The organism is Xanthobacter sp. 126 (assembly GCF_000526175.1).
GTDB lineage: Bacteria > Pseudomonadota > Alphaproteobacteria > Rhizobiales > Xanthobacteraceae > Xanthobacter > Xanthobacter aminoxidans.
The window spans coordinates 486694-506093 of the sequence record NZ_JAFO01000001.1 but is presented as its reverse complement, the minus strand read 5'-3'; the positions used below and the strand labels follow the sequence as shown (position 1 = coordinate 506093).

The following is a 19400-nucleotide window of genomic DNA, read 5'->3' as shown; positions in this document are numbered from 1 at the left end:
TCTGTTTAGCCCCGGATTTTTAGGTGGGGGGCTCATAAGGCCGAACCCCAGATACGCGCTGCGGCGAGCTTGAGAGTGGCAACGGTTGATCCGAGACCATTCGTTGGACCGCCGGAAGTTAGAGTTTCCGGCACGGCTCACGGCGGTGGGCTGGGTGCGCCGCCGGAGTTCTGCAATGTGATCGGCGGCTTATGGCCGATGGCCCCATGCGGCCGACCACGTGAAGGTCGCGTTCAAGAATCCGAAGACGGGTGAGCTCAAGGCTGTGAAGGTCGGCTTCAGCTGGGTGCTGGTGCTGTTCTCCGGGGTGTTCGGCCTGCCTCTGTTCCTGCGCCAGCTCTACGGGCTCGGCGCCTTCATGGCGGCCTGGCGCGTGTTCGTCATTTTGATCAGCATCATCCCGATGAGCGGCGACGCGCGCGAGGGTCTTGTGCCGCTTCTGTTCGTCGTCGACGTGGGGCTCGTCGTTTGGCTCGGCCTGAAGGGCAACGAGTACACGGGCAAGAACCTGCTCAACCACGGCTGGGTCTTCGTCAAGCCCGACAGCCTCGAAGCCCAGTTCGCCGCCTCCCGCTGGGGGATCGAGCTGACGGCCACTGCAACGGCCTGACGGCAACCAAAGGGGGACAGTCATGACGGGCAGCGGAGGCGCCGACAAAGTAACCCGCCACAAACACGCGTTTGCGGCGGCCTTGCTCTCGGTCGCCATCACATCCGTCGGCGCGGCCGCCCAGCCGGCTCAGATGCCCTTCTCCGCCCTGCCCGGCGATGTCGTCGATCGGGTGAGGCAGATCCGGCAAGCTTGCGAACAAGAGGGCCACGCGTCCTCGGACGAAGCCGGCATCTCCTTCGTCGACTTGGACCATACCGGCGGGACCGACATCATCCTGTCCGCCCAGCATGTCTGCGACGGCATGGTCAAAGGAGCGAACTGCTCGACCGGGGGCTGCGGGCTGATCATCTGGAAGCAGGTCGGGCCCAGGGAGTGGCGGCGGGTCTTCGACGAGACCGTCGAGCCCGACCCATTGATCGCCACCGATAGCCAGAACCGGTTCGGCGGCTTGATCGTCACCCTCTATGTCGGGATCGATGGCAAGAGCCCGTACTGCTCGCTTCCCGTTCGCGGCAACTTCTGCGGCGCGATGCTGGTGCGTCGGAACGGCAAGTGGGTGGCGAGAAGGCAGTAGCCTGTTTCAAGGCGAGGTGGGCTTCCCCGGTGCCACCGCGGACAATCGCCCCTTCTGGTGCGCATGTTGCAGATCGCCAGTTGAGACAAAAGGCCGGCGATGGCCTGAAATCGCATCAGAAGGCCGCTGAAGGCCGGCGATGCAAGTCGCGCGCAAAGTCTCATACGGTGCGCGCTTGTCGTCGCAGCGAACTTCCGCTCCTGGCGCGAAGCGGCGCGACGACGCGGTTGCCCCCCAGGCGAAGTTCCTACCGTTAGGTTTGGGCATTTCGCCTGCTTGGCTTGTTAGGCGAGGATACGGCTGGGAGGGGAATGACAGCTTTTGGCGCGCGGCGCGGAGGTCGGGGCTTTCCGTCGCGGGACTGAGGTTGAATTGTGGATGAGGTCCATGATGGGCAATGTACCGCCTCATCGTCAAAAGGGGCAACCTGATCGGCCTCACGGAGGATTACGACGCTGGGGGGATGGGACCGTTGGGTCCCAGGACAACGTGTCCCGTGCCGGCCGGTCTGCACTCTTGCCTTAGGCAAGATCTAAGGAGCGGGCGCTCCTTGGTTCCAAAGGCTTTCAGTCCTCTACTCCGAAGTCTGTCGGCAGGTTGGCTGGCCAGTAACCTTTCGCCTGTTTTCGCAGCACGACAGAACCGTGCAGCAGCGCGCCTTCGGGGATCGCCCGCCGTTCGCCGAACGGAATGCTTATACCGAGCACCGAGGGGCGCTTCGACAAAGGCGGCTTCCTGCGCGGTATGATCTCCACAGGCTTCCAAGCCAGTGTGAGCGTCACATGATCGTCCGCAAGCGGATCCGGGGCTATCTGATCTCCCTTGCTTCCCGTCCCATGCGCGATGGCGTTCACGTTCTGGGGCCGGAACAGAACATCTCTCTTCCCCGCCTCGCGTATCATCCAGGCCAGCGGCACCTTGGCGAGTGCGCTCTGCTCTTCCGGATATCCGCCACCGACATCCCCGTGTCCGCCAACAAACCAGACCTCTTTGAGATCTTGCGGCTTGGCAGCATCGCGATTGAATGGATTTCCCCAGAACTCCTGCCCGGGTTCCCAAAGCTGGGGCTGGAACATTGTTCGGCGTTCGTCGATAGCCACCGCGTGGAGCACACTTTCGACACTCTTGTTGCGGCGCGTGAAGGCGTGTGACTTGAGCCGGGGGCCCCAACGTCCGCTCTCGAAGACCGACGCGACGGTGTCAAACAGTCCAAGCAGCCGGATCGGCGGACGGTCGGTATCGAGCGTTCTCTCGAAAAGGCGAACCTCCTTGAAGCTGTCAGCCTCATGATCGTCCCGTTCATCGACGCCCTTATAGGCACGATACGCGTAGTCGAGGAGATTGAGGTTGTGAACCTTCATGATCCCAACCGCATGGATGAACCCGGCGAGCACTCGCGCCGTGTAGGCGCCGCGGCTGAATCCGAAGATCATGATTCGGTCACGCTCGCCTCGCTCGCCGTCTTCCGAAAGCTGGCCGGAGCTGTAGTTCTGGACGAGGAATTGGTAGGCCTCCTTCACGTTGCGGTCGAGCCCCATGCCCGTCGCGAGCCCCCAGACTTCGCCCACTTTGCTTGCCGTCCGGAACCAGGAGCCGTCACCTCCAAAGGTCCCAACACCGGGGTCATAATAGACGAGCTGGCTCTCGTCCTTTTTCATTGTCAGGAACAGCCGTAAGATGTTCGTCCTGTCCTGAGAAATCTGGTTCGATGTCCCATCCAACAGTAGGACGATGTTCTTGCCCATTCCAGCTCCTCCCTGCCTTCCGGAGACCCGTTTTCGTTAAGAGATTCGAATTGAGCCCTGAAGACTTGATCTGATCGAAACGTGGCACGTTGCCGCCACCCGAGCCGAATCTCGAGCGTACAGCGTGCCTTGCGTCCAACATTTCGGCCACAACAAAGATACCGCATTTGTCGCAGGCGTGTTAAATCTGGTCGCTTCACGACATGAGCACTCAACTGGCGTCTCGATGAAACACCTTCTATCACCGGTCGCATCTGGTGGGGCTGCACGCGGGGTGGCGTTCTGACGTACATTGACCTGTTCAGAGAGGAACAACCGGCGACCGCGATTGTCTTGCCGCGCCTCCTCTATGGACCAATCAGACTCGCGGCGGGACAGGTCCACGCGGTACTTCGCGATGCGCAGGATGTTCAGGTTTGGCAGAGTGGTTACGTTCAGGTGTCCCCGCGGATCAAGGAGCCGGCGTACGAAACGGACGCTGGCGAAAAACTCGTCATTACGACGCGACGCGGAACCAAGCTGCCGGCGGGCCTCGACGGGGTACTGCTGAAGGAAGCCAACGGAAATCTGTCCTGGCTTCATCATGCGGAGATTGAGCGACTGGATTCAGATGCAGGGGCTTGTGGTTGGCCTGCCGTTGTCGAAGACCGTGTGAAAGGCTGGGAGAACCAGGTCTCATTTCGGCGGGAGTGGCCGAATCCGGATGGGACCGTCGACGAGGATAAGCGCGGCCTCCGCCCCCCGCAGCTCGGAGCCCTTCACGCGATAGGCTCGCACTGGAGCCTGCAGACGCAAACCGGTACGATTATCATGCCGACAGGCACCGGGAAGACGGAGACGATGCTTGCGACGCTGGCAGCGTATGTCCGCAAGCCGATGCTGGTCGTCGTGCCCTCGGATGCGCTTCGGTCTCAAACAGCGCGGAAGTTTCTGGAATTCGGCCTGCTTAGATTTCTGAAGGTCCTACGGCCGGAAGCGGTCAATCCAATCGTCGGGGTCGTGACGAAGGTTCCGAGGACGGCCGAGGCGCTCGAGATCTTCGAGCGCTGCAATGTCATCATCGGCACCATGAGTTCGCTCGCTGATGGCGATGCAGAGGCGCTTTGGCCTGAAATCGTGAAACGTGTCGGAGTGCTGGTGATCGACGAAGCCCACCATGTCGGTGCGCGGCGTTGGTCAGGCTTCCGGGAAGCGTTTGCTGGGAAGCCGATCCTTCAGTTCACCGCGACGCCCTTCCGGCGCGACGGTCATGTCGTCGATGGCCATGTCATCTACAGCTATCCGCTGCGGCTGGCGCAGGCAGACGGCTACTTCAAGCCCATCACCTTCGAGCCGGTCTACGAGGCCGTGCCGTCGCAGGCCGACAATGCAATCGCCGAGGCGGCGATCGAGCGCTTGCGCGAGGATCGCAAGAAGGGGCTGAACCACCTGATGATGGCCCGATGCGTCAGCATCGAGCGAGCGCAGGCGGTCCATGCGATCTACAAGGCGCTCGCACCGGAATTCAATCCGATGCTCGTCCACTCGGAGATGACCGACACAGACGCGCGCATAGAAGACCTCCGGCGGGGGCGCAGCCGCGTCGTCGTGTGCGTCAACATGCTCGGGGAGGGTTTTGACCTTCCGGAGCTGAAGGTCGCGGCCATCCACGACCTGCACAAGAGCCTCGCAATCCTGCTTCAGTTCACGGGCCGATTTACCCGGAGCGCGGCGAAGGACATCGGCGATGCCACGGTGGTCGCCAACATCGCCGAGCCGAATGTCTCTGCCGCTCTGGAACGGCTCTACAGCGAAGACGCCGACTGGAACGAGCTTCTAAGCGAGATGAGCTCCGAGGCCGCAAACGACCACGCGCGTCTCACCAAGTTTCTCAACGAGGCTCAGCGCCTGGACAGCGGCCCTGATGACGAGGACACCGCAGTATCTCACAAGCTACTGCGGCCGACTCTCAGCACCTTGATCTACGAGGCGAAGAAGTTCACACCGCGCAAATTCCATGAAGGACTGCCGGACGCGTTCGTGCCTTACCGGGTCTGGCTGCACGACGCATCCAACACGCTGTTCTTCGTCACGCGTTCCGAACCGACTGTCAAATGGAGTCGGTCGAAGTCCGTCCGGGACCGCAAGTGGAACCTCTTCATCCTTCACTACGACGCCGTGCGGAAGCTGCTCTACCTCGCGTCGACGGACCACGACTCGAGTTTCGCCGACCTCGCCAAGGCCGTAGGCGGCGGGTCAATCCTGAACGGCGACGTCGTGTTCCGGAGCATGGGTCGGATCAACCGGCTCATCTTCCAGAACGTAGGGGTCAAGAAGCACGGCCGGCGCAATCTTTCCTATGCGTCATACACAGGAGCGGAAGTGACGAGCGCCCTGAGCCTGGCCGAGAAGAGCGGGTCGGTGAAAGCCATGCTGAGCGGCATGGGCTGGGAGGATGGACGCCAGATCACGATTGGATGCTCTGGGAAAGGCCGTGTCTGGTCGCGCGAGCAGGGCTCGGTGCCGCGCTTCAACGAATGGTGCGAAGTCGTGGGAGACAAGGTGATCGACGGCTCAATCGACACCTCCAAGCTCATCGACCACGTGCTGCTGCCGACGGTCGTTGACGCACTCCCGGCCGCCGAGATCCTCAGCATCGAATGGCCCGTCGAGATACTTCGCCAGGCCGAAGAGAAAGTGGAGTTCAACGACGGCAAGCGCGAGGCTGCGCAGACGACGTTCGACCTAGCAGTGACGGCCGTGGACCGCAGCGCGAACACCATCGACTTCGATCTGGTGGAAGCTACGACGGGGGTCTGGGGAACCTTCAGCTATAGCCTTGGCGCGGAATACAACGTGACCCAGGTCGGCGGCCCAAAAATCCTGCTCACCATCGGCCAGCTCAAGGCTGAGCTTGCAAACTATTTCGCGGACTATCCGCCGCTCTTCCGTTTCGTCGATCTGTCTGAGCTCGACGCGAACCTGCACATCGTTCCTCAGAACCCGTATGAGCTGAAGGTGGACGACGCGCTCTTTGAGAGCTGGGACTGGAAGGGCGTCGATTTCACCAAAGAGTCGCTGTGGAGGGGCGATAAGAGGCGCGATGACTCTATCCAGTGGCACGTGGCGAAGGAATACATCGCGACCGACTTCGACGTGGTCTTCGACGATGACGCGAGTGGGGAAGCCGCTGATCTCGTCTGCTTGAAGGCGGAGGACGACCGTATCCGGCTCGCGCTCGTTCACTGCAAGTTCGCGGGAGGCGCGACACCGGGCGAACGGGTCAAGGACGTGGTAGAAGTATCATCACAGGCTGTTCGCTCGGCCCGTTGGATCGGGAAGTTCGCGCAGCTATGCCAGCACCTGAAGGCGCGGAATGAGGCGCTCAAGACCGGCAAGCGTCCGTCGCGCTTTCTCAAGGGGAATGCGGCCGACCTCAATCGCCTCCTGAAGCAGAGCCGGTTTGTGCCAATCAGGCCGGAAATCGTCGTCGTGCAACCCGGGTTGACGAAGGCTGGGCGTACAGACGCGCAGTCGGCCGTCCTCGCGGCCGCCGTCATCTACCTCAAAGAGACGGTCGGGATAGACCTCGGAATCGTGTGCAGCTAATTTCCAACGAGCCTGAATGCTGGGGCCGCTTCGGTTCCATTAACGGCGCCTACTGGTCCTCACATCGCATTCGTACCATTTGAGTTCGGCAAAAATGCCCGTTCCTCAGCCGCCTGCGATGGGTTGGATGCATTCTGCGCGCTGCCCGGGGGAACTACAGGCGCGGCTCGCCCGTGAGGGAACCACACTTGCCGAAGGCGGCTTAGACCCTTGGCCGTGGCGTGAGGTACCGCTCGACTTGGTCGTAGATCTGCCAGGCCTTACTGGCGTCTGTACGGGCGAGCTCGACGTAAGCGCGCGCAGGCTGCTTGGGGTGAGGCGTCGGAGGTGATCTGGTCGAGGTCGCGCTGGCCTCTCGCCTGCCAAGCTGGGTCGGAGTGGTTCATAAGCTCCATGGCCTTCGCGAGCTCGCGAATGACTCGAGCCCGGTCAGCAAGGAGCTCCTCGCGATCGTTGAGGCTGAAGAAGTCGATCGTGACCTGCGCCCGCAGCTTGGCTGTCGCATCCACGTCGGAGCGCACTTGGGCGATGACGCCGGTAAACGTTATGAACGCCGCGGGGTCGTCCCCGTCTACGCCGCAGGGGAACAGCAACAGGGGAATCTCGCTTTGGTTCAGAGCGGCAATGTTGTCGGTGGCAGCGCCCCTGGCACCCAAGATGGGGAAGTAATCGCGCTTCCGGTCAGAATTGCAGCCTTTACACGAGCATGCGTAGTTTTCGATGTCATAGGCGAGCCAGTAGTAGCCGATGGAATTTGGCGTACCTGTGCTGAAGGTGTAACTCACTTTCGGCTTCCGAGCGGCGTAGGGCCACGTCATCACACGGCCTTTGGGTCGAAAATGCTCGACGTCGTGTTCGGATTTGCCGGTCAACTCCGCGCCGAGCACGCGCTCACAGTAGATGCACTTGTTGTACTGGAGGGCCATATAGACTACCTTCACGTCGCTCCAGATCGACGAATCCTCCGCGAACCTCCCCGCGACGATGAAGCCCGACGTCCGGTCTGCAGCGCGAGCGTGCCATCCCGCGTCGTGCGTGCGAATACGGTCGGCCAGTTGTGCACGCGTCAAGGGTGGGTGGTGGCGGATCACGTGCGCGTCATTCCCTATTGGCGAAGTTCTTGAGCCACTCCGGGACATCTCCGGACTCAGGCGCGGTCTCTCCGCCGCCGGCCGACGCGCTTCGGAGGTAAGCCAGGGCGGCGCCGCTCTCACCCCTCTGTGCTGCTTGCGACAGCTCCTGCAGCTTCCTTGTGAACTCCGGGTCGCGTGTCGAGTCCAGGCCGAAAACCTCAGACCTCAGAATTTGGTCGGCCGACAGACCCAACGTCTCTTCTGTGGGACGGCTGACCTTGGGTGTCGCATTGGCAGCCATCTCGACGTTGTAGATGTTGGCCCGCTCTACCGTACTCACGACCAGGGGGCTGTGGGTTGTAAAGATGAACTGGATGTTCTTCAGCGTACGGGCGAGTGTGGGGATCACGGTGCGCTGCCACGCGGGGTGGATATGCAGGTCGATCTCGTCGACCATGACGACCCCTCGACTCTCGACCAGCTTGGCCCCGGAGGGGGCGCCCATGCAGACGTGGTACAGCAGGTCGCCAACCCAGCTTAGGTAAGCGCGATACCCATCGGAGAGGGCAGTGGACGGTACAACCAGGCCGCGAAAGTTGTAGAGGTAGTCGCCGTCGCCGACCTCTCCGGTGAATTTAACGTGAGGCGGGAGTAGCTTGTTCAGCAGATTCACGACCTGCTTGTGGCGGCCCGGGTTCTGGGCCGACCAGCCGGGCAGCCAAGAGTTGAGCGGAACCAGCGCCAAATGGTCCTCGAAAAGGGTGGCTACGCGCTCGTAGCGGACGGCGCGGGCGCGCCGACGGCTCGCGAGGTCATTGGCCGAGAGCGCTTCCGCGCGGCGGGATGCGCCGTAGCCAACTAAGAAGAACGCGGAATTGCCCTCTTCGTAATACCTCTCCATTCGGCTGGAGCTGGTCGGCTGCAGGAACTCGATGTCGCCCTTCCGCTCGACGCTGGCGGAGAAGCGGGCGTCGGGGTGGTCAGCATTGCCATCCTGCGCGTGCAGCACCACGTCGACATCGATGAGCGCCTTGTGGACCTTGCCCCGGGAGGAGCGCCTGATCAGCATCTGGGGCCTGTAGCCGGACGACGACACCAGTGGCGAGATCAATGCTAAGGCGATGGCGTCGAGGAGGGTGCTCTTGCCCGACCCGTTGTTTCCCAGAAAGACATTGACGTTGTCCAGTCGAGCTGGCCACCGAGTGACATCGCCGAAAGCGTCGTCTTGAACGCGCCCCGGGTACAGTAGCTCGACAGCTGCGCTGCGGAAGGCGCGCAGGTCGCGGAGTTCAAGTCGCCGAACGTACATTGTGCTTCCCTGCCACGGTCGGCGCACACTAGCAGATTGTGGTCTAGCCCGTGCACCGCCGTCTCTTTTGCTTACGGTTCGAGGTGCGGCTTTTGACCGGTCGGAAGCGACTCTGAAATCGAAGCAAACGGTTGCGAGGCAGGGATTCCGCAATTCGTGGGTAAAGCGGCTGGAGTCGGTGGAAGCGCATGGGTGTGGGACCGCGAGCGAGCGGGCCGCATTTTAAAGTTCCGCTTGCGGGTAGGGAGCCAAAGTCTGCTTTTGGCGCACCACGCCCTTATGGGGCGGGAGCAATGCGTCCGATGGTGGCCGGGCTGACCCCCCATCACGCGGGCGATCTGCCGCACGCTTTCGCCTTCAGCGCGCAGCTTGGCGACATAGGCTCGCTGATCGGCCGTGAGCACGCTTTTGCGGCCGAACTTGACACCCCGCGCCTTGGCTCGTACGCGTCCTTCGCCTGTTCGGGCGTTGATCAGTTCGCGCTCGAATTCCGCCAGGCCGCCAAGAACCGTCAGCATGAGCCTGCCGTGAGGTGTGGTGGTATCTGCCCATGCATCGGACAGGGACCGGAAAGCGGCGCTCCGCTCGCTCACTTCAGCCAGCACGTTGAGCAGATCGCGCGTGGAGCGCGCCAGACGGTCGAGCCGCACAACAATGAGTACGTCGCCGGCCTTCAGCGAGGCGATGCAGCGCCGCAGCTCGCGCCGATCTGTCTTGGCGCCACTCGCCGTCTCAGAAAAGATTTTCTGGCAGCCTGCTGTCCTGAGGTGTTCGATCTGGCTGTCTAGCGTCTGTCCGTCAGTAGATACGCGTGCATAGCCGATGATCATGAATGCATTATGAGACTATAATTCGAGACGCGCAAGCGATTGATATTTATGAGGCCGCTGCGCGCCTCAAATATTTTGAATTTCGAGATATATGCGGCCATGTGGAGCGCGCATCGATCATTTAAAGCTCCTCGCAGTCAAGCGAGCAGGTGAGAATTTTATCAAGTCCCATTCAGCAATCACAATCATCGCGTCTTGCCGAGGCATTACCTCGACGTCGTCCGCTTGCCGTGTTCGACAGACCGAAATCGGTTAGAATGCCCGCAGACACCGAACGGAGCGCTTCTGTCATGTGTGAGATGGAAGGAACGAGGCCCAAATGGGTCATAGCAACCCCGATTTTGGCAATAGCCTTTTTTCTCATTGCGCTGAGCTGCGAAAAATTGGCGGCAGCGCCCTGCATCGCGGGTCCGCGACCTGGCACGACGCTGAGGCTGGATCTGGCGGGCGGCCGTTACCAAGCTGCAACATATAATGCCGATGGCACGGTGCACCTGATCAGCTATGACGCAAGCGGAAACGTGACGGGCGATGTCGTTTACGCTGACAATGGATTGCGTATTCAAGAGGCTCAATCAGGTTTGAAAGTATTTAATTATACCTACGAACCAGGCAATCATGTCGGACTCAGCTCCGGCCAATTTGAGGTATCAATACTGTCCGATGGAGCGTTAGTGAATAGCTTTACATTTATTCAAGAAATAATGGAGCGATCGAGCACTCAAGTCGACGGCTGTACATACCCGACGGTTCAGATTAGGCGAGCCAACAAAACCATGTGGGACGTCCACACAAATGTTACGACTATGATTTTCAGTCCAGACTTGAAACTTCCCTTAATGTCGAAAAGCATTCATGCAGATGGCAAGGTAACTGAGTTTCTGGTCAAACATATTCAAGTCAATGACGACACTAAATGACACCATCCAAGCGGCCTAAGACGATCAACCGGAGGTGTTGGGTGTCGCCCCACACCTCCGGTTGTCCTTCATCACGATACGATGATCAGGCCTGAACTTTTCCAAGCGCGGCGGCGAGGTGTGCGGGTACGCCAAATCCGCCGGTGCCTTCAGCGCTCGACAGCAGCGAGGAGAGGATACCGTTGCTCGCGCTGGAAAACTGCGCCATGGCTTGGATCAGATTGCCGAGATGGGCAGAGACGTGATCGGCCTCCGTCTCGATGAAGCTATCGAGCGAAGTTTTGGCCTCATCGAACTTCCCGGCGAGTAGATCTCCGACAACCGCTTTTGTTCCGTCGACCAATTCCGATGCATTCCTTGAGAGCAGGTGCGCCTCAGTTGAAGTAACGAACTTGCCCCAGGCGGCATGCAGTGCAGTCTCCGTCTTGTCCGGAAGCACATCGAGCAACTTGCCAAGGATTTTTTCCTCGGCATTGACGATCGCTTCGAGAGTCTTCACGTGGCTCGATGAAGTGTCGGTAGTGCTCATTTTTCCATCTCAATCTTTGATCTACAGCTCGTCGGCTCAATCAGAGCCCGGCGGCACAACCGTGCCGCCGGGCTTTATGAGTTATGCGTGCCAGGCGCTCCCTTGGGCAGCGATGACCGCCGCGTCAGTGATCGTGGCATTTTCGGGCGCGCTCGGATCGAAGGCCGTACCGTAGGCTGTGTTGTAATTGGCCGAGAACGTGGCCATGGCCTGGACAAGATTATTGACCTGCTGGGCTGAGGTCAGTTGCAGACCGTCCTGCGCAGCGATCTTCGACAGCTGCTCCCAGCTCGTGGTGGATGTGTCTTTGTACCAGTCCTTGATGGTGATGTGCTCGGAAGTGCCGAGCACATCGATGATAAGGTCGTTGCCGTCGTTGGACTTGAGGAACCAAAGATCGTCATGGGCCGCCGCAATATCGAGTTCTCCAGTCGGGCCGGTGTTCGAAGACAGGCCGTTGACGATGATCTCGCTCTGCTGAGCAGCAGAGAAGATATAGGTGTCCGTGCCACCGCCTCCCGTGAGTGTGTCGGTGCCGCCACCGCCGTCGAGCACGTTGTTCAGGGTGTTGCCTGTAAGCGTGTCGTCGGCGGTGCTGCCGATCAGGTTCTCGAAATTCTTGACCTTGTCATTGACGGCGTCGCTTCCCGTTCCGCCAGTGGCGGTGGTCTGCACACCTGCCGCGCCGAGGGTGACGCTGACTGAGATGCTCGACCCAGCATAACTCAGCGTGTCGGTGCCAGCGCCACCGTCCATGGTGTCCGCGCCAGCACCACCAATGATGGTGTCATTGCCGTCCCCACCATTGAGTGTATCAGCACCTGCCCCGCCGACGATCACGTTGGCAAGGCTGTTGCCGGTGATCGAATCTGCCCCCGATCCGCCGGTAACGTTTTCAAAGTTGGTGAATTTGTCGCCGAAATCGTCACCCAAGAGATTGGTGGAGGTCTTTTGGACTCCCGGCTCGCCAAGGGTTATGACGACGCTGGCGGTGGAGGTCTCGTAACTCAATGTGTCGATGCCTGCGCCGCCGTCCATGGTATCCGAGCCGGCGCCACCGATGATCGTGTCGTTACCGTCTCCTCCCGAGATGGTGTCGTTACCGGCCCCGCCACCCAGCACGTTGGCGAGGCTGTTGCCGGTGATGGTGTCGGCCTTGGTTCCTCCGATGACATTCTCGAAGTTCGTGAACTTGTCGCCATAATCGTCGGCGGTCGTGACCGTGTCGGTCGAGGTTGCTTGAACACCGGCCTCGCCCAGGGCCACCTTGATGGCAGTAGTCGAGCCATCGTAGCTGAGGGTGTCGATACCGGCGCCCCCGTCCATGATGTCCGCGCCTGCGCCGCCGATGATCACGTCGTCCCCATCGCCGCCATTCAGCGTGTCCGCGCCTGATCCGCCGTTGAGGGTGTTGGAGCTGGCATTCCCGGTCAGGCTGTCGTTTCCGGAGCCGCCCAGCAGCACCTCGATGTTGCTGATCTGATCGCCGGCAGCTTCGCCGCCGCTCGCGACTCCGGTGAGGAGATTGACCGTCACGCCTGCGGTATCGGTGGCGTAAGACGCGGTATCTATCCCCGCCCCGCCATCAAGGATATCGGCGCCAGCTCCGCCCACAAGGATATCGTCGCCGTCATTGCCCTTGAGGGTATCGGCGCCGTCGTCGCCATACAGAGTGTCGACGTCGTTGCCGCCTTGAATATAGTCGGCTCCAGCGCCGCCGTGGATGGTGTCGTTTCCGTCGCCACCGATGAGGATGTCGTCGAGAGCGCCTCCGGTTATGGTGTCATTTCCTGCGCCGCCGTCGATATAGCCTTTGGCGGCAGAATTGCCGATGATGGTGTCGTTGCCCGCGTTGGCGATGAGGGCTTCCAGATTGCCGGTCGCGAGGTTGATCGTCGCGTCCGAGGTGTTGGTGAGAATTCCGGTATCGTAGCCAGCGCCGCCATCAACGGCTTGGGTCACTTTATCTACGCGGCCTGAGCCGAGATAGTCGCTGGCAGTAAAGCCCCCAGCCTTACCGTAGCTGTTCTGATCGAAGAAAATGGTGTCGTCGCCCAGACCGCCGAGCAAGGTATCGGTGGTGCCCAGCCCACCATCAATCACGTCGTTGCCATCCCCGCCCTGAAGATAATCGGAGGCCCCCCCGGTGCTCGATCCGGCGAGATAGACCGGCGTAGCCCCAAGGGCTGTCACCCATGCCCCATAAGGTGCCTGGGTCCCATCATAGCCATCCCCCGTTAGAGCAAGGCTCGTAAGCCAGGGCGACTGATGATTGGCCGGAGTATCTATCGTGACCTGGACATAGTTGCGATTGGTTCCAGCCATATTATATTGAGTGGGAGCCGGCCCGTTCAGAAATACATGGGTTTGAGTTGGATAATAATTATATACTCCATTTAGATCTTTGCTCGCTATCATCTGTTCCGAAGAGCTTATCTTTTCATATTGATAGTACGTCTTTGGCGTTCCGGTCGAACTTGTATAAGTAAATCCATGATCGGAACTTGTGCGCACGGAATATGTATTCTGAGCAAGTAGGCCGCGAGTATGAGAAATATCGGCCTGCGTGCGGATGATTTGATCGTTGCTTCCAACCGTTGTCACATTTGCGTCGGTCGCAGCAATTATAGTGTCGTTAGACCCATAAACGGTGACGGAGGCGCCAGAAGCGACGGTGAGGCTGCCGCTTTCCAGCCAGACCCGGTTTGTTTTGCCCAAAACGTAGGCGCTCGTTTCTCCATCATTCAGCGCTACCGAGTTGCCGTCGCCGTTGACGAAGGTTCGCTCGGAATTATTGATGTCCACAGTGGTGGTCTTGGACTCGCCGTTCGCGCTCACCTCGACGACGAAGCTGCCGATCACCGTGTTTCCGCTGTAATCGTTGTGGGTCATTGTTGAACTGCCGTCGAGATGAGTGACCGTGGTTTCGACGGAGTCGTACTTTCCGTTCTTATCACTGTCCAGCTGTACAGTTTTTGTCAAACCGTCGGCGCTTATGGTGGTTACGACTTTATCCTTAGCCGATCCGCTCGAATTGAAGTGCTGTCCCGTGGTAACTTGGCTCCCATCAATATATATTTGAGACGTTTCCGTGTAGTCAGGGTCTGTTTTTGTCGTTGTATAGTACTTAACGGTGCGGTTGCGACCGTCAGCGCTCGTTGTAATTGTGGAGGAGTCGATGGGCGCCCCATCCGCAGCCTTGTTGCTGACGACAGCCGAGGAACTACCATCAGCGAAAACTGTCGTCGTCTCCACGTGATCGTAGTAATTATCGCCGTCGGTGTCTTTTTGCAGCGTGGTCGTCCGGCCATCGGCGCTGACGGTCATTGTGCCCTTCTGGTATATCGAACCGTTGGAATTGGTGTCGATGATGGTCTCCGTCCGGCTACCGTCGATATTCTCGATAGTAACGTCGGAGCGGGTCCGGTCCGTGGTGCCGTTGCCGTCGAGGTCCCAGGCGACCGTAGTAGTGAGACCGTCGACACTCACGGTTCGTGTTGCCCGGTCGAGCAGGAGACCGCTCCGGCTGTAGTCGGACGTTGTGGAGACGGAGCTGCCGTCGCTTCCCTTCACGTTCACGACCGTCTGGTCGACATGGCCATCGCCGTCTGCATCGCGGGAAATGGTCTGCGTGCGCCCATCGGCACTGATGGCGGAGACCTGTCGATCGACGAGACCGCCGGCCGCGGTCGTGTTGGTCGTCGTCTCTTGGCTGCTGCCGTCGGCATTGTTCAGCTTCGAGACCGTCCTTATCCGATCGGTCTTACCGTCGGCATCGGTGTCCATTGAGGTGGTGGATGTGAGTCCCGACGCGTTCGTAATGGTGGTAGAAGAGGACAGGGCCACGAAGTCGGTTTGCGCGGCGTTCAGCATCCTCGCCTTGATGGTCTCCGTGCGGCTACCATCGCCATGGTTACTTGTCGTCGTGACCGCCTGCGCGACGAGTGATCCGTTGCTACTGAGATCGCTAACGGTGCGGCTGGTCGAGCCGTCGGCGTTGTGGACCGTTACGTCAAAGCGCGTGGCGTCGTAACTTCCGTCGCCGTTAACATCCACCTGCGTGGTGACGGAAAGGCCGTTGCCGCTGGTGGTGACCGCGCTCTTGCTCTTCAGAACGTAGTTCAGGCCACTAGCGTCGTTGGAGATGGAGATTGTCTCCGTCCTCGAACCATCGACGTTGACGGTTGTGACGTCAGTGATCTTTTCGTACGCTGACACGCTGTCGCCGCTATAGAGCCGAGTGGTATTCGTCAGCCCATTCGCGGAAGTGTTGACCACGGTCTTATTTTTCACCACCATCCCATCGCCGGCGAGATCGGTGACGGTCCTCGTTGTACTGCCGTCTGCGTTCAGAGTCTTGACGTCGGTTTTCTGGGCATCGAAAGACGTATCACCGTTGATGTTCCATTTCGTCGTCGTCGACAGCCCGTCGGCGGTCGTGCTGACGACCGTTTGGTCCTTCAGGGATCCGAGGACACCGATCGACTGATCGAAGTTGTAGTTCGATACAGTGGTCACCGTCTTGCCATCGGCCTGGACCTCGACCTTGGAAATTCGGTCGTCGTGGCCATCACCGTTCAGATCGTCAGTCTCGGTCGTCACGAGGTGGTTGGCGCTCACCGTTGTCGTCGCCTTGGCCCGGAGCGTACCGTTGCCGTTGAAGTCACTAACTGTCTCGGTCTGGCTGCCGTCGCCTCCGAGCACCGCAACGTCCGTTTCGCTGCGATCGAAGGCACCGTTGCCGTCGATGTCCCATTGGGTGGTAGTGGACATTCCGCCGGCAAGAGTGGTCACCACGGTCTTATCCCGCAGCGAGCCGTTGGCGTTCGTCTCTGTGATTGTAGTGGTCACACTGCCGTTGCCGTTGGCGACTGTTCCGGTCGTCCGCGTGAGCTCGGCCGTACCATTACCGTCGAGGTCGAGCGCGATGGCGGTTGTCTTGCCGTCAGCGCTCGTGGTGGTGACAGTACGCCCTGCGAGCGACCCGTCAGCGTTGGTCACTGAGAGCGTGTCGACCTTGGTGCCGGCGCCGTTGACAATAATGGTCTCGGTGCTGTCGAGGTGGCCGTCGCCATTTGCGTCGATGTAAATATTGCGCGTGCGTCCGTCCGCACTCCAGATCTCCTGGGCCCAATACATCTGCGTGCCGTTGATGACGACGGTTCGGGCGGTCGAACCATCAGAATTCAAGGTCGTCGTGTCTGTATTGTAGAGTTCGTAGATGCCGTCCCCGTCCGTATCGGTTTGGACGACCTTCGCGAGACCGTCCGCACTCAGGTTGGTGATGGTGTCGCGAATGACCGGATTGGTGTTGGCGTGGGCCGCATCGCCGACGGTCAGTTTATCGAAAGTCGCGGAGCTGCCATTGGCGTTGATGACCTTGTATGTGGCACGGGTGACGTCGGTGGAACCGTTGCCATCGAGGTCGGTCTCAGTGGTCTTGTAGCTTCCGTCGGCACTGGTGGTCACGACGTCGCGGCTGACAAGGGTGTGCGGTGCAGCTTGCCCCGCAACGGCTTCTTGTCCCGCATAATTAAGGACTGTCTCAACCCGGCTGCCGTTGGCCTGGACCACTGTGGTATCGGTCTGGGTCGCGATGATCGTGCCGCTGCTGCTGCCCAAATATTGCTTGACCGTTTTCGACAGGCCGTCCGCCGTCGTCGTCACCACGCCCGCATCGACCGGTGTGCCGCTGGAGGTGCCATTATATGCGAGGTCGGTCAGGGTGACGGTGGTGCCGCTAGAGTTTGTTACCCGGCTTTCGGTCTGGTCGGCTAACCCGTTACCGTCGAGGTCATAAGTGATGGTGCTCGCCTTGCCGTCAGCGCTGCGGATCGTGGTGGTGCGATCGACGAGGGCGCCGACCACATTGGTGTCCGAGACGGTCGTGGTTTTGCTGCCATCGCCATTGGTGACGACGCTTTGAGTCTGCGTCGTCTCGAAGATGCCGTCACCGTTCTGGTCCTGCTTCAGGGTGCGGGTGAGGCCGTTGGAGCTGGTCGTGCTGACAGCCTCTTTCGCAAGGCTCCCGTCTGCAGCGTAGGCCTTCACGTCGATGGAGGTCGATCCGTCGCCGTTGACCGTAGTGGTGCTTTGGGTGAGGTAGCCGGCATTGTCGTAGGTGAGGACGACGTCGGCCGCTGTACCGGTCGATCCGTCGGACTTGGTGAAGGTGCTCGATCCGAGGATCTGGGAGCCGTCGGACAAGACGGCTTGGGTATTGTCCGGCTTGAGGTTGATGGAGGTGATGCCGAGCTGTGCCAGCGTCTTGAGCGTCGTGGTGCCATCGGCGTTGGTCACCAGCACCTTGAAGCTCGACCACTGGGCGTCGCCTGAATCGAGCTTGCCGTTGTGGTTGGTGTCGAAGACGTCCGCTAGCGCCTGCATGTCGCTGGTGGCGGTCGGGTCCCAGGAGGTGAACTGAAAAGCTTGCGGGGAATCCACATCCCCGGTGCCGGTATAGTCGTAGACGAGGACGCCATCACCCGCCGCGGCCCAGGCCGTACGATGCTCGGTGCCGTCGCCGTTGACATCCATGTAGGTGTTTGACGACGTGCGCTGGATGATGCTGACGCCGTCGCCGTTTAGGTCGAGGACGACAGGGAACGAGAATGTAACGCCGCCGCTATAATAGCCGATCGACGAGTCAAAGTATCCATTATAGCTATATCCCAATCCGCTATTTTGAGAAGAATTATAGGCAGCCGAGGCGTAGTATGGATTCGAGCTAAAGCCATAGCCTGCATTGATGTCCAAATTGGAAAAATCAGGGCTAGATGAGTAGTCGAATACTGAATAATTGGCTCCATTATAGTAATATGAATTGTCGACCTGGAAATTCATTTCGCTCGGCGCGTTGTAGGCGAAGGTTTGTCCGATGCTGGCATTAGCATAATCCTGGGCGACAGCGCTTTCTGCGCCAATCGACGCCCCCCCTGTCATTCCCAATACCGCGCTCACCGTTGCGGACTCCAGAGCCGCACTGCCAGAGGGAGCCGCCGCGAAAGAGCCCCCATTGGCCGAATCGGGAGCGTCCGGTGTAGAGAGACTTTCGTCTCGGGAGGGCTGAAACGATTCCTGCGCCGGGGAGGCCTTGTTTCCGTAGAAATTACTTAAAACAGTCACTGTTGACTGATATATGCTCGCGGTTGGGTCAGATATCCTATCTTCATCAAATTGATCTATCGCGACCGAATGGAGAATATTGATATCATTATCCGACCATCCGCTATCGCGCAGCGCGGAATACAGAGCACCCAATCGCGGATCAGGATAAATAATGATTCGCTCGGGGGAGGCATCATTTTGATTTTCACCTAAACTATTTGAAACATACTTATTTCCTGAGTCGAAAAGTCCTTTTGCCATAAGACCTAATGTGCTCGCTCCATCTAGCGACAACGAAAACGGAACATATGCGCTTCCGCCGTAGCTTCCTAGGCCGGACAATTTTGGCGTCAAAGCCGGAAGTCCAAGCGTAACGGAACTTGATGAGTAAAAGCCCAATCCCTGATCTGTATTCCAACCAACTCCAACAAAAGCCGCCTCTTCTGCTCCATTTCCGAGAATTGCGACGCCCGCACCTTCACCAAGACCAGCTGCAAAGTCATAGCTAACGTGACCACTGCTGTCGGTTTCTGTTTGATAATAAAATGAATTAATTGGAATAGGACCTAGAGTGCCCGGCGGTACGACTATCTGAAGTGCAAACGCATTTCCATATGATGATGAAACACCTGAATTCCAAATTGAACTAATTGATGTATCAAGTTGACGCGGAGTCCAGGTCGCGGAAAATCCAATGCCGAACAAGTACCCCGAATAACCGGTGGCGCGACCGGATGAAATAACTGCCGCAGGCATTGATGTCTCCCTTGTTTTATGATCACCACGATCGACGGTATGTATATTTAAGAGTTAGATGCTATCGCCGCCCCTCGCAAGAAAACCAAATAACTGAATACAGTTATCGCAAAAGAAAGAATCATGAATAGTATATAAACATAGTCTTTTATCAAGAATCTCTTTAATTTACTTCGAGAAATAGCCTGATCAACAAATTCATCCAACCTGGAAGCAATACGTATTGCTGATATCAAAACAAGAAGTTGTATTATCCATAGCCAGATTATCTCCGGCTTAAGTACGTATTCTACGCGCATAGCGCCGCTATAGAAAGCGTGGGCTATTTGCAAGATCTCAGTAATAATGAATATAAA

General features: G+C 58.9%; 10 protein-coding genes. 4 read left to right on the top strand and 6 right to left on the bottom strand.

From position 1 onward, the window contains the following. The first annotated feature begins 220 nt into the window (after positions 1 to 220). Positions 221 to 610 carry a hypothetical protein gene (locus tag XAN126_RS0102310; RefSeq protein ID WP_024276988.1) on the top strand — a complete coding sequence of 130 codons (390 nt, stop codon included), beginning with the start codon at positions 221 to 223 and terminating at the stop codon, positions 608 to 610. A gap of 22 nt (positions 611 to 632) precedes the next feature. Next, on the top strand, positions 633 to 1187 hold the full coding sequence (locus tag XAN126_RS0102305; RefSeq protein WP_024276987.1) for a hypothetical protein: 555 nt from the start codon (positions 633 to 635) through the stop codon (positions 1185 to 1187). 566 nt (positions 1188 to 1753) lie between these two features. Here the strand turns inward: XAN126_RS0102305 and XAN126_RS0102300 are convergent. After that, positions 1754 to 2932, bottom strand: coding sequence for a DUF2235 domain-containing protein (locus XAN126_RS0102300; RefSeq protein ID WP_024276986.1), 1179 nt, complete (start codon positions 2930 to 2932; stop codon positions 1754 to 1756). A 333-nt stretch (positions 2933 to 3265) separates the two neighbouring features. On the opposite strand from XAN126_RS0102300, the gene XAN126_RS0102295 reads away from it, so the two are divergent. Then, positions 3266 to 6520, top strand: coding sequence for a DEAD/DEAH box helicase family protein (locus tag XAN126_RS0102295; protein ID WP_197023997.1), 3255 nt, complete (start codon positions 3266 to 3268; stop codon positions 6518 to 6520). Positions 6521 to 6780: 260 nt separating this feature from the next. Here XAN126_RS0102295 and XAN126_RS26770 read toward each other — a convergent pair whose 3' ends face one another. The 3 genes from XAN126_RS26770 to XAN126_RS27495 form a co-directional block, all read right to left on the bottom strand. After that, a complete protein-coding gene (locus XAN126_RS26770; RefSeq protein ID WP_024276984.1) occupies positions 6781 to 7611 on the bottom strand; it encodes a hypothetical protein in 831 nt (276 codons plus the stop codon). Between the two features lie 7 nt (positions 7612 to 7618). Beyond that, entirely contained in the window at positions 7619 to 8902 is a 1284-nt protein-coding gene (locus tag XAN126_RS0102285; RefSeq protein ID WP_024276983.1) for an ATP-binding protein, read from the bottom strand. 71 nt (positions 8903 to 8973) lie between these two features. Beyond that, positions 8974 to 9732 carry a recombinase family protein gene (locus tag XAN126_RS27495; protein ID WP_245272198.1) on the bottom strand — a complete coding sequence of 253 codons (759 nt, stop codon included), beginning with the start codon at positions 9730 to 9732 and terminating at the stop codon, positions 8974 to 8976. Between the two features lie 290 nt (positions 9733 to 10022). On the opposite strand from XAN126_RS27495, the gene XAN126_RS28090 reads away from it, so the two are divergent. Then, positions 10023 to 10652 carry a hypothetical protein gene (locus XAN126_RS28090; RefSeq protein WP_155982196.1) on the top strand — a complete coding sequence of 210 codons (630 nt, stop codon included), beginning with the start codon at positions 10023 to 10025 and terminating at the stop codon, positions 10650 to 10652. Between the two features lie 85 nt (positions 10653 to 10737). Here XAN126_RS28090 and XAN126_RS0102275 read toward each other — a convergent pair whose 3' ends face one another. Together XAN126_RS0102275 and XAN126_RS28085 are read right to left on the bottom strand one after the other, a co-directional pair. Continuing rightward, positions 10738 to 11181, bottom strand: coding sequence for a hypothetical protein (locus XAN126_RS0102275; RefSeq protein ID WP_024276981.1), 444 nt, complete (start codon positions 11179 to 11181; stop codon positions 10738 to 10740). Between the two features lie 81 nt (positions 11182 to 11262). Continuing rightward, positions 11263 to 19044: a calcium-binding protein gene (locus tag XAN126_RS28085; RefSeq protein ID WP_155982195.1), complete on the bottom strand. Its 7782-nt coding sequence runs from the start codon at positions 19042 to 19044 to the stop codon at positions 11263 to 11265. Between the last annotated feature and the right edge of the window lie 356 nt (positions 19045 to 19400).

Coding starts and splice junctions, on each gene's coding strand:
- XAN126_RS0102305 (WP_024276987.1), top strand. CDS start 633: ATGACGGGCAGCGGAGGCGCCGACAAAGTAACCCGCCACAAACACGCG.
- XAN126_RS0102285 (WP_024276983.1), bottom strand. CDS start 8,902: ATGTACGTTCGGCGACTTGAACTCCGCGACCTGCGCGCCTTCCGCAGC.
- XAN126_RS0102275 (WP_024276981.1), bottom strand. CDS start 11,181: ATGAGCACTACCGACACTTCATCGAGCCACGTGAAGACTCTCGAAGCG.
- XAN126_RS28085 (WP_155982195.1), bottom strand. CDS start 19,044: ATGCCTGCGGCAGTTATTTCATCCGGTCGCGCCACCGGTTATTCGGGG.
- XAN126_RS0102300 (WP_024276986.1), bottom strand. CDS start 2,932: ATGGGCAAGAACATCGTCCTACTGTTGGATGGGACATCGAACCAGATT.
- XAN126_RS27495 (WP_245272198.1), bottom strand. CDS start 9,732: ATGATCATCGGCTATGCACGCGTATCTACTGACGGACAGACGCTAGAC.
- XAN126_RS28090 (WP_155982196.1), top strand. CDS start 10,023: ATGTGTGAGATGGAAGGAACGAGGCCCAAATGGGTCATAGCAACCCCG.